Origin of the sequence: Pseudomonas frederiksbergensis (assembly GCF_001874645.1) — a bacterium.
Lineage (GTDB): Bacteria > Pseudomonadota > Gammaproteobacteria > Pseudomonadales > Pseudomonadaceae > Aquipseudomonas > Aquipseudomonas frederiksbergensis_B.
This window is the reverse complement of record NZ_CP017886.1, coordinates 2565826-2581086: the sequence shown is the minus strand read 5'-3', so window position 1 is coordinate 2581086 and position 15261 is coordinate 2565826. Positions and strand designations below refer to the sequence as shown.

Genomic DNA, 15261 nt, shown 5'->3' with positions numbered 1-15261 from the left:
CGACACCAGGGGGAAAAAGACAGCCTAGTATGCCCGCCAAGCGCTGCAAAAAAAACGCCTCAAAGCCAACTGCTTTGAGGCGTTCGTCATAAAAAGCTGTTTATGGCCCTTTATTGAAGCGTTTTTGCCGTTAAACCAGAATCGACGTACCCGTCATCTCGGCAGGCTTCTCCAGCCCCAGCAGCTTGAGCATGGTCGGAGCCACGTCGGCCAGTACACCGCCTTCGCGAACCTTGAGGTCGCGTTTACCGAAGTAGATGAACGGTACTGGTTCGGTGGTGTGGGCGGTGTGCGCCTGACCGGTGGACTCGTCGGACATTTGCTCGACGTTGCCGTGGTCGGCGGTGATCAGCGCTTCGCCGCCGACTTTTTCCAGGGCGTCGACAATGCGGCCGACGCACAGGTCCAGGCATTCAACGGCTTTCACCGCGGCATCGAACACGCCGCTGTGACCGACCATGTCACCGTTGGCGTAGTTAACCACGATCACGTCGTAGCGCTGGTTTTCGATAGCATCGACGATTTTGTCGGTGACTTCCGGTGCGCTCATTTCTGGCTGCAAGTCATAGGTCGCGACTTTCGGCGAAGGGATCAGGATGCGTTCTTCACCCGGGAACGGTTCTTCGCGACCGCCAGAGAAGAAGAAGGTCACGTGGGCGTATTTTTCGGTTTCGGCGATGCGCAGCTGGGTTTTGCCGTTTTTCGCCAAATAGTCGCCCAGCACGTTTTCCAGACTGCCCGGGGCAAAGGCTGACGGTGCGGGAATGCTGCCCGCGTATTGGGTCAGCATGACGAAACCGGCCAGTTTTGGCTGGCGAGCGCGCTCGAAGTCCTTGAAATCGTCTTCGACGAATACCCGGGTCAGCTCGCGGGCGCGGTCGGCGCGGAAGTTCATGAACACCACGGCGTCGCCGTCTTCGACCTTGACTGGCTCACCGATGGTGGTGGCTTTGACGAATTCGTCGCTCTCGCCACGTTCGTAAGCGGCTTGCAGGCCTTGCTGGGCGGTGGCGGCGTTGAATTCGCCGTTACCGTCGACGATCAGGTTGTAGGCCTGGGACACGCGATCCCAGCGGTTGTCGCGGTCCATGGCGAAGTAGCGGCCAATGATGCTGGCGATCCGGCCTTTGCCCAGCGTCTTGAAGGCTTCATCCAACAGCTCGATCGACGACTGTGCGCTTTTTGGCGGCGTGTCGCGGCCGTCGAGGAAGGCGTGCAGATAGATCTTCTCGGCGCCGCGCTTGAAGGCCAGTTCGGCCATGGCGATCAGGTGATCCTGGTGGCTGTGCACGCCGCCATCGGACAGCAGGCCCATGAAGTGCACGGCTTTGCCGGCAGCAACGGCTTTATCCACGGCGGCGCAGATGGTCGGGTTCTCGAAAAACTCGCCATCGCGGATAGCTTTGGTCACGCGGGTGAAGTCCTGATACACCACGCGGCCTGCACCGAGGTTCATGTGGCCGACTTCCGAGTTGCCCATCTGCCCGTCCGGCAGGCCGACATCCATGCCCGAGCCCGAGATCAGGCCGTTCGGTACGGTGGCATACAACCGGTCAAGGACCGGCTTGCGGGCCGCGAACACGGCGTTGGATTCCTGGCTTTCACTGTGACCGAAGCCGTCGAGAATAATCAGGACCAAAGGTTTAGGCGTGGTAGTCATGGATTCCACTCGTGGCTGAGTTAAAAGGGGCGATGGAAAAGGGAGTGGCAGTTTAAAGCGAAGTTCCGGTGCCGTCACCGCCGGACGGGGTTTGGCCCACCATAGTGGCTGTGTATACTGGCCGACATTTTAACGCCCTGGAACCTCCTTGATGGTTGCTCACCTGATTGAATTTGCCACTAACCACTATCTGCTCGTCGGTATCTTCGTCGTACTGCTGGCGTTGTTGATCGCCCGCGAGATGAGCCGTGGCGGCCGCAGCCTCAGCACCGCTGAGTTGACTGCGCTGGTCAACAAGGACCAGGGCGTCGTTGTCGATATCCGTACCACTAAGGATTTCGCCGCCGGTCACATCGTTGGCGCGCTGAACATTCCGCAGGACAAACTGACCGCTCGCGTTGGCGAACTGGAAAAGCACAAGGCCAAGACCATCATTCTGGTCGACGCCCTGGGCCAGCATTCCGGTACTCACGCTCGCGAATTGTTGAAGTCCGGCTTCACCGCAGCCAAGCTGTCTGGCGGGATCTCCAGCTGGAAAGCCGACAATCTGCCGCTGGTGAAGTGATATGAAGAATGTCGTCGTCTATTCCAGCGATTACTGCCCCTACTGCTCGCGAGCCAAGTACCTGCTCAAGAACAAGGGCGTAGCCTTCGAAGAGATCAAGGTCGATGGCAAACCGCAGGTGCGTGCCGAGATGGCCCAGAAGGCCGGGCGTACGTCCGTGCCGCAGATCTGGATCGGCAGCACCCACGTGGGTGGTTGTGATGATTTGTTTGCCCTGGACCGCGCCGGCAAGCTCGATGCGCTGCTCACGGCCTGACTAAACCCTAAAAGACCCCAAGATCAGAAAGGATCTGAGATGACTGACGAACAGAACACTGCTGCGAACGAAGAAGAAACTGCACCGCAATTCTCCTTGCAGCGCATTTACGTGCGTGACCTGTCCTTCGAAGCCCCGAAAAGCCCGGCGATCTTCCGCCAGCAGTGGGAGCCGAGTGTCGGTCTGGATCTGAACACCCGCCAGAAAGCCCTGGAAAGTGACTTCCACGAAGTCGTGCTGACCCTGTCGGTTACCGTGAAGAACGGTGACGAAGTGGCATTCATCGCTGAAGTTCAGCAGGCCGGTATCTTCCTGATCAAGAACCTCGACGAAGCCTCGATGAGTCACACTCTCGGTGCTTTCTGCCCGAATATCCTGTTCCCGTACGCTCGCGAAGCCCTGGACAGCCTGGTGACCCGTGGTTCGTTCCCGGCGCTGATGCTGGCTCCGGTGAACTTCGACGCCCTGTACGCGCAAGAACTGCAACGCATGCAGCAAGACGGCGCACAGACCGTTCAGTAAGCGTTCGATGCAACAACGAAAAAAGCGCCTTCAACGGCGCTTTTTTCATGGGGCGAGGAAACCGCTGGGCACGCCGCGATCTCTTGATCTGCGTAGGAGCTGCCGCAGGCTGCGATCTTTTGATTTTGTCGATCAAAAGATCGCAGCCTGCGGCAGCTCCTACATTGGGTCATCAGGTCATTGTATTGTCGGGTTATTTGAACCCGAGCTGGCGCCAGCCTTCGTACACGGCCACCGCCACGGTGTTGGACAGGTTCAGGCTGCGGCAACCTTCGCGCATCGGCAGGCGCAAGCGCTGTTCGGCAGGCAGGGCATCCAGCACCTCGGCTGGCAGCCCACGGCTTTCCGGTCCGAACAGGAAGGCATCACCCTCGGCGAAGCTGGCGTCGTGGAACGGCCGCGAGCCCTTGGTGGTGAAGGCGAACAAGCGCGGGTGGCCAAGACTTTCCAGGCAGCTGGCAAGGTCGGCATGGCGCTGCAGGGTGGCATACTCATGGTAATCGAGGCCGGCCCGGCGGAGGCGCTTGTCGTCCATCTCGAAACCCAGCGGCTCGATCAAATGCAGGTGGCAGCCACTGTTGGCGCACAGCCTGATAACGTTGCCGGTATTCGGCGGAATTTCTGGTTGAAAAAGGATGACGTGAAACATGCACGGCTCCGAAGGTAAAGATGGGCGGCATTCTACGCCTGAAGTGGACCCGCGACCGAAGCTATTCCCGCGGGTGATGGCCTCATTGGCGATTGTCGGCGTCATGGTCGGGATGATGATCGGTCGCCTGACCGAGCCCGACCCTAGCGTATTACAACAGGTTGAGGTCGAACCCGATGGCTTGGTGATGTGGTTCAACAATGAACCGAAGACCCACGGCGAATTCATCGATGGCAGTGTCGCGTTGCTGTTCGAGGCCGAAGGTAAAGCGCAGAACGGCCAATTGAAGCTCAGCGACAAGGACGTGAACTGGCGGGTACGTTTGAGTGATAAGGGCTTGTTGCTGACGCTGGTGGCGGCCCGCCCTCTGAAGGGTGATTGGGCCGGCAGCGAGGTCAATGACCGCTGGCGGTTGGAGATCCATCTGCGGGAGCAATAAAAGAGGGAATCCCCGGCCTGCCTGTACCAAGGTTCCCCAAAACGGGAGGGGGTTCGTCGCGATCTGCGTGATGAACCCCGGGTGTAAAGAGGGGAATCCCCGGCCTGCCTGTACCAAGGCCCCCGAAACTGGGTAGTGAATCGAATCACTGATTGGACTATTGCAGGGGGCGTGCCAGGTTTTAATAAGTTGAAACAAAAAGCCCGCGTACAGCGCTGAAAGCCCCGGTATTCGGGGCTTTGGTTTTTTGTGGAATAGGTTTACGTGTTGTGGAGGGCGGGATTTCGCTTCCCGTGGGATGCGCGATTGCGGTTCACGGTGCATTGCGGCGGTGCACGGTTCTGTTTTCCGAGCGCAAAAAAGATCGCAGCCTGCGGCAGCTCCAGGGAAACGCATATCCCACGTAGGAGCTGCCGCAGGCTGCGATCTTTTCGCTGACGCCTAGAGTCTGAAGCCGAACCTAGCCCTCATCCCCTTCATCATCATCGCCACCATCGACCTTCATCCCCAGTTCCTTGATCTTGCGGGTCAAGGTGTTGCGGCCCCAGCCCAGCAGAACGGCAGCGTCGCGGCGGCGGCCGGCGGTGTGCTTGAGAGCGGTTTCGATCATGATCCGCTCGAAGCTCGGCACAGCGCTGTCGAGCAGGTTCGACTGACCGCGTGCCAATGCCTGATCGGCCCACTGACGCAGTGCTTGCTCCCAGTTGGTTACCGGTGCCGAGTCCTGCGGCAGGCTCAGCAGCTCGGGCGGCAGGTCGCTGATGTGCACTTCGCGACCCGAAGCCATTACCGTGATCCAGCGGCAGGTGTTTTCCAACTGGCGCACGTTGCCTGGCCACGGCAGGTTCTTCAGGTATTCCTCGGTTTCGCTTTTCAGCAGCTTGGGTTCCACCGCCAGTTCTTGTGCGGCGCGGGCGAGGAAGTGCTTGGCCAGGGTCGGAATGTCTTCGCGACGGTCCGACAGGCGCGGAATGTGGATGCGGATCACGTTCAGACGGTGGAACAGGTCTTCACGGAATTTCCCGGCGTGCACCAGGGTTTCCAGATTCTGGTGAGTCGCGGCAATGATTCGCACATCGACCTTGACCGGCACATGACCGCCGACGCGATAGAACTCGCCGTCGGCCAGTACCCGCAGCAAGCGCGTCTGGGTGTCGGCCGGCATGTCGCCGATTTCATCGAGGAACAGTGTGCCGCCATCAGCTTGTTCAAACCGTCCGCGCCGCAGGTTGGCCGCGCCGGTGAACGCGCCTTTTTCGTGACCGAACAGCTCGGACTCCATCAGGTCCTTGGGAATCGCCGCCATGTTCAGCGCGATGAACGGCGAGGTCGCGCGCGGGCTGTGGCGGTGCAGGGCGTGGGCCACCAGTTCTTTACCGGTACCGGATTCGCCGTTGATCAGCACGGTGATGTTGGAGTGGCTCAAGCGTCCGATGGCGCGAAACACTTCCTGCATCGCCGGTGCTTCACCGATGATTTCCGGGGTGCGGGTCAGGGTGGGCGCGACTTCCAGGCCCTGCTGTTCCTGGGCGTGCTGGTTGGCGCGCTTGACCAGCGACACGGCTTCATCGACGTCGAACGGCTTGGGCAGGTACTCGAACGCACCGCCCTGATAGGACGCGACAGCGCTGTCCAGATCGGAGTGCGCCGTCATGATGATCACGGGCAGCCTTGGGTGTTGCTCGCGAATCCGTGCCAGCAGGTCCAGACCACTGGTGCCGGGCATGCGGATGTCGGAGATGATCACGTCCGGCTGCTGGCGCGCCAGGCGGCTCATCACGCCATCGGCGCTGTCGAAGCTTTGCGTGGTCATGCCTTCCTGTTGCAAGGCTTTTTCCAGGACCCAACGGATAGAACGGTCGTCATCGACGATCCACACGGTTTCACTACGGCTCATGTCGATGTGGCTCCTTGTTCCAGTGGCAGAAAGATCGAGAACGTGGTGTGGCCTGGATGGCTGTCACATTCGATCAGGCCCTGGTGCTGGCTGATGATGTTCTGGGTAATGGCCAGGCCGAGCCCGGTACCATCCGGGCGGCCGCTGACCATGGGGAAGAAGATGGTTTCTTGCAGGTCTGCTGGAATCCCCGGGCCGTTATCGATGATTTCGAGTTTGGTCACCAGGCGATGGCGCACGTGGCCGATGGTGAACTGGCGCATGGCGCGCGAACGCAACGTGATGCGACCCAGGCGCAGTTCGTTCTGGCTGCTGATGGCCTGCATCGCATTGCGCACGATATTCAGCACGGCCTGAATCATTTGCTCGCGGTCGATCAACACATCCGGAATGCTCGGGTCGTAGTCGCGCACCAACGTGATGCAGCCTTGGCTTTCGGCTTCCACCAGATGACAGACGCGCTCCAGCACCTCGTGGACGTTGCACAGGGCAAGCGACGGCAGTTTGTTTGAGCCGAGCATGCGATCGACCAGATTACGCAGGCGATCCGCTTCCTCGATGATGACGTTGGTATAGTCCTTGAGGCTTTCTTCCGGCAGCTCGCGGGCCAGCAACTGAGCGGCACCGCGAATCCCGCCGAGCGGGTTCTTGATCTCGTGAGCGAGGCCGCGTACCAGCATCTTGCTGGTTTCCTGCTTGGAGAGCTGCGCTTCTTCTTTGGTAATGCGCAGCAAGCGATCACGCGGGTGGACTTCGAGCAGCAGCAGCGTGTCGCCATTGCTGAGGATCGGCGTCACTGCGTAGTCGACGGTCAGGGTCTGGCCGGTCAGGGCGGTGAGCATTGCTTCGCGCTTGGTAAACGGGTGCGCTTGTTCGACCGCCTGGCGCAAGGAGTTCAGGGCTTCGGTCGACTCGGTGAACAGCTCGCTGATGAATTGCCCATGGCTGCGCTGGCCGCTGATGGCCAGGAGCATTTCCGCCGCAGGGTTCATGTACTCAAGACGCAGTTCGGCGTTGAGCAGAATGGTGGCGGTGGTCAGGTTGTCGAGTAGCAAGCGGTGCAGTGCGTCGCTGATGGTCATTAGGACCTCTTTTGGAGCAGGGCGCGCGTATGGACGAGGCGCTGATGCGGAGGAAAATGCAAAAACCAAACCAAGGCTCCGAAAAGAAGCGTTCAGGCCCTGAAACGGGCGTTTGACGCGCGATTGCACGGCGTTCTGCCAGCGTTAGCGGGTACTTTCGAACCAAAATGGGTAGGAATATGGGTATGGTGCAGCACATTGCACCAATATAGTGCGCAAACCTGTACGACGGTCAGAAGAAAGAAAAAATCCCGATTTTTTCTTCTTCAGGCTTGTCTGCGAGCGGGCACTCCGGGCGTTGGCCGTAATCGGTCAGGGTGCAAGGTTTGACCTGACGCTTCTGCGCCAGAGAGATGCGCAGCATGTGAAATGGCTGATTAGCTGTGCGTTCGACAATCCGCCCGTGTTCGTCGAGGATTTCCACCGCCAGTTGATGGGTGCCGCGATCAATATTGCTTAAGGCGAACACCGGGCTCGGGCCGGGATCGGCAGTCGGTTGGCCGTCCAGTAACAACCGATAGTGATGGCCGCGTTGCAAGGTGGGTTCGTTGGTGACACTGACGATCAGTTCACCCGCGCTGCTGCGCACCGAAGCGTCCGGCTCCGGTACGAGAACGCGAAGCATGTCGTAGTGAAACAGTGGCTTTTCCTCAGGCTTCTTTGGGGCGGTTTGCGGTGTTGCGCCGCCGGGATTGGCCGACATGCGATTACCGGGTGCCAGTGTGACTCGCTTGGCGTTTCCAGGGCCGGGTTGATCGGTGAAGACCCGATTGCCTTGGGCGTCGACGTAGGTGTAGACCTCGGCCGGCGCTGGCAGAGCGATCAGCCACAGACACGTGGCGATTATCCAGCGCCTCACGGGGTATGTACCCGCTGCACGGTGAAGGTGATGGTCGGGCTCTGCTGCACAAGGCTTTCTGCGGCGAGCACCTGCACCGCGAGACGGTGTTCGCCGCGATCGATGTTCACCAGTTGCAAGCGCGGCACGTTGCTCGGTTGGCCATACGGCTGACCGTCCAGCAGCAATCGAAACACATGTGACCCTTGCAGGCGTGGCTGAATCTGCACACCGACGATGAAGGTGCCGTTGTTGGCGCGCAGGGCTTCATCGCTGGGCAGGCCGGTCAGTTCCAGCACTGAATATACGGCGTTTTTGTCAGCGCGCAGGGCCGGTTGTTCGGGCGCTATCGGTGGTTGGCGTTCGATGCTGTTGAGTGGCGGCAACTCGACGGCCTGGCTCTTCACGCCATCGGGCGGCTGATTGCTGTAGGCGGTATTGCCGTTGACGTCGGTGTACCGATAGATCTGCGCGGTAGCGGGCAGGGTGATCAGCAACAAGACAAATAGAAAACCACGACCCATAAAAACGACCAATAAACGAAAGCGTTGGGTGCAGCATAGGTCAGGGTTACGTGTTGGCCCAGGTCACTAACACCCTGGCACGAAAGAGCGATCAGTCTCGCGTAGGCGCTGCCGCAGGCTGCGATCTTTTGATCTGAGGGCAGGAGATAAATCCGCAAAAGATCGTCCGAACGCGGCCCGAGCCTTCGCCAGCGCCTACGGATGGGCGCTGCACAATTCGGCGGTGGCGCGTATTAACGCAAGCTCACGCAGCGGCACTTGAGCTGCGGTTTTATTGGCCTTGGCCAGCCATAACGGGCAGTGTGGGTCTTTACGATACGGGGTGAAATCGGCCAGTTGTTGCAGCAGGCGATTTTGTAACAGGTCGAGTTGCGGGCGGATCAGGCCATCGAGATCAGGGCGAGGGTCGTTAGGCGCCTTGCCCTGTGCGTGCCAGTCGGACAAGTGCGCGTACTGCACCAGTTTGTTGGCTTCGATCTGTGCCGAGAAGAACTGCTCGACGGTTTCATTGCTCAATTTGTAGTAGGGCGCCTCGGCGATGGCTTCGGCAATGACGTCGCGTTCCCGTTGGCGATCCTCGACAGGCTTGCCGCTGTCCCATTTGCTCAGTGCGACCTTGTCGGCAATCGCCAAGCGCTCCTGGATGGTGCTGAGCAGCGGGGCGAGGGCGGCAGGCGCCGGAACCGGAGCAGGGGCGGCAGCGGTGGCTGTGTTGGCAAGCAGGGCGGTAAGCAGTGCAAGGCACAAGGGTAGGCGCATGGGGTGTCTCGTCTTCATTCCGTGGAGGAGCATGATGTCTATAACAGTAGGCCCGATGACAAGTGTTCGCCCACAAAAAAGGCCTCCGAAGAGGCCTTTTCACGTTACGCCGCTTTCGCGAGCGCTACTGGATCAGCAGCTGTAGTACAGCTCGTATTCCAGTGGGTGTACGAAGGTGCGTACTTTGATTTCTTCTTCGCTTTTCAGGGCGATGTAAGCGTCGATGAAGTCGTCGCTGAAAACGCCGCCTTTGGTCAGGAACGCACGACCTTTGTCCAGCTCTTCCAGGGCTTCTTTCAGGCTACCGCAAACTTGTGGGATCTCTTTCGCCTCTTCAGGCGGCAGGTCGTACAGGTTTTTGTCAGCAGCGTCGCCAGGGTGGATCTTGTTCTGGATGCCGTCCAGGCCAGCCATCAACAGTGCAGCGAAGCCCAGGTACGGGTTGGCTGCTGGATCCGGGAAGCGTGCTTCGATACGGCGAGCGCGAGGGCTCGACACGTAAGGAATACGGATCGAAGCGGAACGGTTGCGAGCCGAGTAGGCCAACATCACTGGAGCTTCGAAACCTGGGACCAGACGCTTGTAGGAGTTGGTCGACGGGTTGGTGAAGCCGTTCAGGGCCTTACCGTGCTTGATGATGCCGCCGATGAAGTACAGGGCGGTATCGGACAGGCCGGCATAACCTTCGCCTGCAAAGGTGTTCTTGCCATCTTTGGCGATGGACAGGTGAACGTGCATACCCGAACCGTTGTCGCCATACAGCGGCTTAGGCATGAAGGTCGCGGTGCGGCCGTATGCATCAGCAACGTTGTGTACGCAGTACTTCAGGGTCTGAACTTCGTCAGCCTTGGCGACCAGGGTGTTGAACTTCACACCGATTTCGTTCTGGCCGGCAGTTGCCACTTCGTGGTGGTGAACTTCGATGACCAGGCCCATTTCTTCCATGGCGTTGCACATGGAGGTACGGATTTCATGGTCGTGGTCGAACGGCGGAACCGGGAAGTAGCCGCCTTTGACGCCTGGACGGTGGCCTTTGTTGCCGCCTTCCACGTCCTGGTCGGACATCCACGAACCTTGTTCGGAGTAGATTTTGAACATCGAACCGGAGATGTCGGACTTGAACTTCACTTCGTCGAAGATGAAGAACTCAGGCTCTGGACCGACGAAAACGGTGTCGCCGATACCGGTGGACTTCAGGTACTCCTCGGCACGCTTGGCGATGGCACGTGGGTCACGGTCATAGCCTTGCATGGTCGAAGGCTCGATCACGTCGCAAACCAGGATCAGGGTCGGCTCTTCGGTGAACGGATCGAGGACAGCAGTGCTGTCGTCCGGCATCAGGATCATGTCGGAGGCTTCGATGCCTTTCCAGCCAGCAATGGAGGAACCATCGAACATTTTGCCTTCTTCGAAGAAGGCTTCATCCAGCGCATCACGAGCCGGCATGGTCACGTGGTGCTGAGTGCCTTTGGTATCAGTGAAGCGCAGATCAATCCACTTGACGTCATGATCTTTGATGAGTTGAACCGACTTCGACATAGTGCCTCCGGGTGGCTTCGGGCGGGTAGTGGAGTGCCCTTAGAATATGGGTGATGCCGGCGCGAATACTCTGCCTTGGCAACCTGCCTCACAAGGGAGCAAATTGCATGCCAGTGCCCCGACTTGGGTTTTCTGCCCCAATATCACGCTTACAAAGGTGCAAAGCGCCTTAAAACTGAAAATCTCGCCCCTTAATGTAGCGCTCAATTTCACAATTGACCTGTTTTGGTGCATCGAAAACCTTCTGCACATTAACTGGTTAAACCTTGAGCAATTTCCGCTATAATCCGCGCCCCCCTTTTTCGGCTGGCCCTGCGCGCGCTGTTTTCATGAAACTAATCGTAAAAGTCTTCCCCGAGATCACCATAAAGAGCCGCCCGGTACGGACGCGTTTCATCCGTCAATTGGCCAAGAACATCCGTGCCGTGCTCCGCGATCTGGACCCGGCTGTGGTGGTGAACGGCGTGTGGGACAACCTCGAGCTGGAAACGCACGTCAGTGATCCAAAAGCCCTGAAGGACATGACCGAGCGGCTGAGCTGCATGCCGGGCATCGCGCATTTCCTGCAGGTCGACGAGTACCCGTTGGGTGACTTCGACGACATCGTCGCCCAGTGCAAGCAGCACTACGGTGAGTCGCTGACCGGGAAGATTTTTTCGGTGCGCTGCAAGCGTGCCGGCAAGCACGAATTCAGCTCGATGGACGTCGAGAAATACGTCGGCAGCCAGCTGCGTCGTCAGTGCGGCGCCGCCGGTATTTCGCTCAAGAACCCGGAAATCGAAGTTCGCATCGAAATTCGCGACCAACGGTTGTTCGTGATCCACAGCCAGCACAACAGCATCGGCGGTTATCCGCTGGGCGCGCTGGAACAGACCCTGGTGCTGATGTCCGGCGGTTTCGATTCCACCGTCGCGGCTTACCAGATCATGCGCCGTGGGCTGATGAGCCATTTCTGCTTCTTCAACCTCGGCGGGCGTGCCCACGAATTGGGCGTGATGGAAGTCGCGCACTTCATCTGGAAGAAGTACGGCAGCTCCCAACGCGTGTTATTTGTCAGTGTGCCTTTCGAGGAAGTGCTGGGAGAAATTCTCGGCAAAGTCGATAACAGTCATATGGGCGTAGTATTGAAGCGTATGATGTTGCGCGCTGCGTCCCGAATCGCTGATCGGCTGGACATCGAGGCGCTGGTCACCGGCGAAGCGATTTCCCAGGTTTCCAGCCAGACGCTGCCGAACCTGTCCGTGATCGACTGCGTGACCGACAAGCTGGTATTGCGCCCGCTGATCGCCAGTCACAAGCAGGACATCATCGACATGGCCAACGAAATCGGCACCGCCGATTTCGCCAAGCACATGCCAGAGTACTGCGGGGTCATTTCGGTGAACCCCAAGACCCACGCCAAGCGTCCACGCGTGGAGCATGAAGAGAAAGAATTCGATATGGCGGTGCTCGAGCGTGCGCTCGAGAACGCCAAACTGGTGCCGATCGATCGCGTGATCGACGAATTGGGCCAGGATGTGCAGATTGAAGAAGTCAGTGAAGCGCTGGCCGGTCAGATCATCATCGACATCCGCCACCCGGATGCCGCCGAAGACGACCCGCTTGAGCTTGCTGGCATCGAGGTACAAACGATGCCGTTTTATGCTCTGAACGCTCGTTTCAAGGAACTGGACCCTACTCGCCAGTACCTGCTGTATTGCGACAAAGGCGTGATGAGTCGCCTGCATGCTCACCATTTGCTCAGTGAGGGGCATGCCAATGTGCGCGTTTATCGACCGAGCTAAGAGCCCGGGGCTGTTTGCCTGTGGCCTGCGTCACCGGCCCCCCGACGCCGCCGTCAAGCTGTAACGGCAAGGCCTGACTCTACTGTAAATCGCTGCCAAGACTTGTCAGCACACCGAATCCTCTGATCGAGATACACAAGTGATCGAAAATCTACGCAACATCGCCATCATTGCTCACGTTGACCATGGTAAAACCACCCTGGTAGACAAGCTCTTGCGTCAATCCGGCACCCTGGAGCGCAACGAGCTCAACGACGAGCGCGTGATGGACTCCAACGACCAGGAGAAAGAGCGCGGTATTACCATTCTGGCGAAAAACACCGCTATCAACTGGAACGGCTACCACATCAACATCGTGGACACCCCGGGCCACGCCGACTTCGGCGGCGAAGTTGAACGTGTAATGTCGATGGTTGACTCCGTTCTGCTGCTGGTTGACGCTCAAGACGGCCCTATGCCGCAAACCCGTTTTGTGACCAAGAAGGCTTTCGAAGCCGGCCTGCGTCCAATCGTGGTGATCAACAAGGTTGACCGTCCAGGCGCACGTCCGGACTGGGTTCTGGACCAGATCTTCGACCTGTTCGACAACCTCGGTGCTACCGAAGAACAGCTGGACTTCAAAGTCGTCTACGCCTCGGCCCTGAACGGCATTGCCGGTCTGGAACACACCGACATGGCTGAAGACATGACTCCGCTGTACCAGTCGATCGTCGACAACGTACCTGCGCCGAAAGTTGACCGTGACGGTCCGTTCCAGATGCAAATTTCCGCTCTGGACTACAACAGCTTCCTGGGTGTTATCGGTGTTGGCCGTATCGCTCGTGGTCGCATCAAGCCGAACACTCCGGTTGTGGCTATCGATGCTGACGGCAAGAAGCGTAACGGTCGTATCCTGAAGCTGATGGGTCACCACGGTCTGCACCGCATCGACGTTGAAGAAGCAGCTGCCGGCGACATCGTCTGCATCAGCGGCTTCGACCAGCTGTTCATCTCCGACACTCTGTGCGACCCACTGAACGTCGAAGCGATGAAGCCGCTGACTGTTGACGAACCAACCGTTTCGATGACCTTCCAGGTAAACGACTCGCCTTTCTGCGGTAAAGAAGGCAAGTTCGTGACCAGCCGTAACATCAAGGAACGTCTGGACAAAGAGCTGCTGTACAACGTTGCTCTGCGCGTTGAAGAAGGCGACTCGGCTGACAAGTTCAAGGTTTCCGGCCGTGGTGAGCTGCACCTCTCGGTACTGATCGAAACCATGCGTCGCGAAGGCTTCGAAATGGGCGTTGGTCGTCCGGAAGTGATCATCCGCATGGTTGACGGCGTCAAGCACGAACCGTACGAAAACGTGACCATCGACCTGCCGGAAGAATCCCAGGGCTCGATCATGGAACAGATCGGTATCCGTAAAGGCGACCTGACCAACATGGTTCCGGATGGCAAGGGCCGTGTGCGCCTTGAGTACAACATCCCGGCTCGTGGCCTGATCGGTTTCCGTAACGAGTTCCTGACCCTGACCTCCGGTGCAGGCATCCTGACCTCGATCTTCGACCGTTACGACGTGATGAAGTCCGGCGATATGTCCGGCCGTCAGAACGGCGTTCTGGTTTCGGTTGCTACCGGTAAGGCGCTGACTTACTCGCTGGAAACCCTGCAAGCTCGCGGCAAACTGTTCCTGGGTCACGGTGAAGACGTGTACGAAGGTCAAATCGTCGGCATCAACAGCCGCGACAACGACCTGGGTGTTAACCCGACTAAAGGCAAGAAGCTCGACAACATGCGTGCTTCGGGTAAAGACGAAACCATCGCACTGGTTCCGCCTATCCGTTTCACCCTGGAGCAGGCTCTGGAGTTCGTACAAGAAGACGAACTGTGTGAAGTCACTCCTAAGTCCATCCGTCTTCGCAAGAAGATCCTGGGCGAAAGCGAGCGTACCCGCGCTGCCAAGAAAAGCGGCAACTGAGTTTCGACTTAGTTAGCGCTTGAAAAAACGCCCCCGACCGCAAGGTCGGGGGCGTTTTTGTTTGTCTGGAGCAAAAATCAAAAGATCGCAGCCTGCGGCAGCTCCTACGTTGGATTGGCGTACATCCCGTAGGAGCTGCCGAAGGCTGCGATCTTTTCGGGTTTAAAACCTTTCCAACGTCCGGCTACTGCTGCTCTCGCGCACGACTTCTTTTGGCTTGTACGCGCAATACCCAGGCCGTGGGCCGATTTTCGGGTGATTGCGGCACGTGTCCGGGCGCTTTTCATAAATAGTGCACAAACGGCTCTTACGATCCAGGTACAGGCAATCGTTGTTGCTCATGCGCTGGAGCGTGAAGATCTCGGACTTCTGGTTATAGCGCTCGACGATTCCTTCCTTTTGCAAGCGCTTGGCGATGTTCTTTGGTGGTTCGCCGAGTTCGAATTCGTCGACGATGCCGATGCGGATCAGGTCTTTGATCTTGACCTCGACCGGCAGCGTGCAGCAACTGGACACGCACGAGCCGCACATCGGGGCAGAGTACTTGGCCCAGGTATCGAGACGGTCGATCTCCGCGGCGGCGATCAGGTTCGGCTTCATCATGTGGTATTACCAGCGTGCATCAGGGCGCGCGATCATACCGGGACGGGTGATTTTTTGAACGACCATTTGCCGGTTTTTTATGGCTACGCTGAATTTTCCAAACTATCGGCACGCCATCTGCATCTTTTCAACGCGTACCGGCAAGGACAGAGGCTTGATTCAGGCGATTGCAAAAAACGCCGAA

Annotated in this window: 15 protein-coding genes; 6 read left to right on the top strand and 9 right to left on the bottom strand. The window is 58.4% G+C overall.

Annotated features, from left to right (window positions below; genetic code table 11):
* Positions 1–130: 130 nt before the first annotated feature.
* A complete protein-coding gene (gene gpmI, locus BLL42_RS12455; protein ID WP_071552367.1) occupies positions 131–1660 on the bottom strand; it encodes a 2,3-bisphosphoglycerate-independent phosphoglycerate mutase in 1530 nt (509 codons plus the stop codon).
* A gap of 151 nt (positions 1661–1811) precedes the next feature.
* On the opposite strand from gpmI, the gene BLL42_RS12450 reads away from it, so the two are divergent.
* Genes BLL42_RS12450 through secB form a run of 3 tightly spaced genes read left to right on the top strand, consistent with a single transcriptional unit; the run spans position 1812 to position 3003 of the window.
* A complete protein-coding gene (locus BLL42_RS12450) occupies positions 1812–2225 on the top strand; it encodes a rhodanese-like domain-containing protein (RefSeq protein WP_054595164.1) in 414 nt (137 codons plus the stop codon).
* 1 nt (position 2226) lies between these two features.
* On the top strand, positions 2227–2481 hold the full coding sequence (grxC, locus tag BLL42_RS12445) for a glutaredoxin 3 (RefSeq protein WP_071552366.1): 255 nt from the start codon (positions 2227–2229) through the stop codon (positions 2479–2481).
* Between the two features lie 39 nt (positions 2482–2520).
* A complete protein-coding gene (gene secB / locus BLL42_RS12440) occupies positions 2521–3003 on the top strand; it encodes a protein-export chaperone SecB (RefSeq protein ID WP_071552365.1) in 483 nt (160 codons plus the stop codon).
* 193 nt (positions 3004–3196) lie between these two features.
* Here the strand turns inward: secB and BLL42_RS12435 are convergent, their stop codons facing one another.
* Positions 3197–3652 carry a tRNA (cytidine(34)-2'-O)-methyltransferase gene (locus BLL42_RS12435; RefSeq protein WP_019691309.1) on the bottom strand — a complete coding sequence of 152 codons (456 nt, stop codon included), beginning with the start codon at positions 3650–3652 and terminating at the stop codon, positions 3197–3199.
* Between BLL42_RS12435 and BLL42_RS12430 the strand changes: the two genes are divergently transcribed.
* A complete protein-coding gene (locus BLL42_RS12430) occupies positions 3651–4091 on the top strand; it encodes a hypothetical protein (protein ID WP_071552364.1) in 441 nt (146 codons plus the stop codon). The two genes, BLL42_RS12435 and BLL42_RS12430, sit on opposite strands and share 2 nt — an antisense overlap.
* A gap of 460 nt (positions 4092–4551) precedes the next feature.
* On the opposite strand, the gene ntrC is transcribed toward BLL42_RS12430, so the two are convergent.
* The 6 genes from ntrC to glnA form a co-directional block, all read right to left on the bottom strand.
* Positions 4552–5988 carry a nitrogen regulation protein NR(I) gene (ntrC, locus tag BLL42_RS12425; protein WP_071552363.1) on the bottom strand — a complete coding sequence of 479 codons (1437 nt, stop codon included), beginning with the start codon at positions 5986–5988 and terminating at the stop codon, positions 4552–4554.
* Positions 5985–7070: a nitrogen regulation protein NR(II) gene (gene glnL, locus BLL42_RS12420; RefSeq protein ID WP_071552362.1), complete on the bottom strand. Its 1086-nt coding sequence runs from the start codon at positions 7068–7070 to the stop codon at positions 5985–5987. Before glnL ends, ntrC begins: the two co-directional genes overlap by 4 nt.
* Before the next feature lie 232 nt (positions 7071–7302).
* The gene (locus tag BLL42_RS12415) at positions 7303–7929 is read right to left on the bottom strand and encodes a DUF4124 domain-containing protein (RefSeq protein ID WP_071552361.1); all 627 of its coding nucleotides are present in this window, start codon (positions 7927–7929) and stop codon (positions 7303–7305) included.
* Positions 7926–8432: a DUF4124 domain-containing protein gene (locus BLL42_RS12410; protein WP_071552360.1), complete on the bottom strand. Its 507-nt coding sequence runs from the start codon at positions 8430–8432 to the stop codon at positions 7926–7928. Before BLL42_RS12410 ends, BLL42_RS12415 begins: the two co-directional genes overlap by 4 nt.
* 195 nt (positions 8433–8627) lie before the next feature.
* Complete coding sequence (locus BLL42_RS12405; protein WP_071552359.1) at positions 8628–9191, bottom strand: chorismate mutase; 564 nt, start codon at positions 9189–9191, stop codon at positions 8628–8630.
* Positions 9192–9323: 132 nt separating this feature from the next.
* Positions 9324–10730, bottom strand: a complete 1407-nt coding sequence (gene glnA, locus BLL42_RS12400; RefSeq protein WP_010464555.1) for a glutamate--ammonia ligase — start codon at positions 10728–10730, stop codon at positions 9324–9326.
* A 329-nt stretch (positions 10731–11059) separates the two neighbouring features.
* Here glnA and thiI point away from each other — a divergent pair, with 329 nt between their 5' ends.
* Complete coding sequence (gene thiI / locus BLL42_RS12390; RefSeq protein ID WP_071552357.1) at positions 11060–12514, top strand: tRNA uracil 4-sulfurtransferase ThiI; 1455 nt, start codon at positions 11060–11062, stop codon at positions 12512–12514.
* A gap of 139 nt (positions 12515–12653) precedes the next feature.
* Entirely contained in the window at positions 12654–14474 is a 1821-nt protein-coding gene (gene typA, locus BLL42_RS12385; RefSeq protein WP_017336070.1) for a translational GTPase TypA, read from the top strand.
* Positions 14475–14636: 162 nt separating this feature from the next.
* On the opposite strand, the gene BLL42_RS12380 is transcribed toward typA, so the two are convergent.
* A complete protein-coding gene (locus tag BLL42_RS12380; protein ID WP_071552356.1) occupies positions 14637–15077 on the bottom strand; it encodes a YkgJ family cysteine cluster protein in 441 nt (146 codons plus the stop codon).
* Positions 15078–15261 lie beyond the last annotated feature (184 nt).

Bases quoted from the DNA above. Each gene is read 5' to 3' on its own strand.
- BLL42_RS12380 (WP_071552356.1), bottom strand. From the start codon at position 15,077: ATGATGAAGCCGAACCTGATCGCCGCCGCGGAGATCGACCGTCTCGAT.
- glnL (WP_071552362.1), bottom strand. From the start codon at position 7,070: ATGACCATCAGCGACGCACTGCACCGCTTGCTACTCGACAACCTGACC.
- glnA (WP_010464555.1), bottom strand. From the start codon at position 10,730: ATGTCGAAGTCGGTTCAACTCATCAAAGATCATGACGTCAAGTGGATT.
- BLL42_RS12435 (WP_019691309.1), bottom strand. From the start codon at position 3,652: ATGTTTCACGTCATCCTTTTTCAACCAGAAATTCCGCCGAATACCGGC.
- ntrC (WP_071552363.1), bottom strand. From the start codon at position 5,988: ATGAGCCGTAGTGAAACCGTGTGGATCGTCGATGACGACCGTTCTATC.
- thiI (WP_071552357.1), top strand. From the start codon at position 11,060: ATGAAACTAATCGTAAAAGTCTTCCCCGAGATCACCATAAAGAGCCGC.
- gpmI (WP_071552367.1), bottom strand. From the start codon at position 1,660: ATGACTACCACGCCTAAACCTTTGGTCCTGATTATTCTCGACGGCTTC.
- BLL42_RS12450 (WP_054595164.1), top strand. From the start codon at position 1,812: ATGGTTGCTCACCTGATTGAATTTGCCACTAACCACTATCTGCTCGTC.
- BLL42_RS12410 (WP_071552360.1), bottom strand. From the start codon at position 8,432: ATGGGTCGTGGTTTTCTATTTGTCTTGTTGCTGATCACCCTGCCCGCT.
- BLL42_RS12405 (WP_071552359.1), bottom strand. From the start codon at position 9,191: ATGCGCCTACCCTTGTGCCTTGCACTGCTTACCGCCCTGCTTGCCAAC.
- secB (WP_071552365.1), top strand. From the start codon at position 2,521: ATGACTGACGAACAGAACACTGCTGCGAACGAAGAAGAAACTGCACCG.
- grxC (WP_071552366.1), top strand. From the start codon at position 2,227: ATGAAGAATGTCGTCGTCTATTCCAGCGATTACTGCCCCTACTGCTCG.
- BLL42_RS12430 (WP_071552364.1), top strand. From the start codon at position 3,651: ATGCACGGCTCCGAAGGTAAAGATGGGCGGCATTCTACGCCTGAAGTG.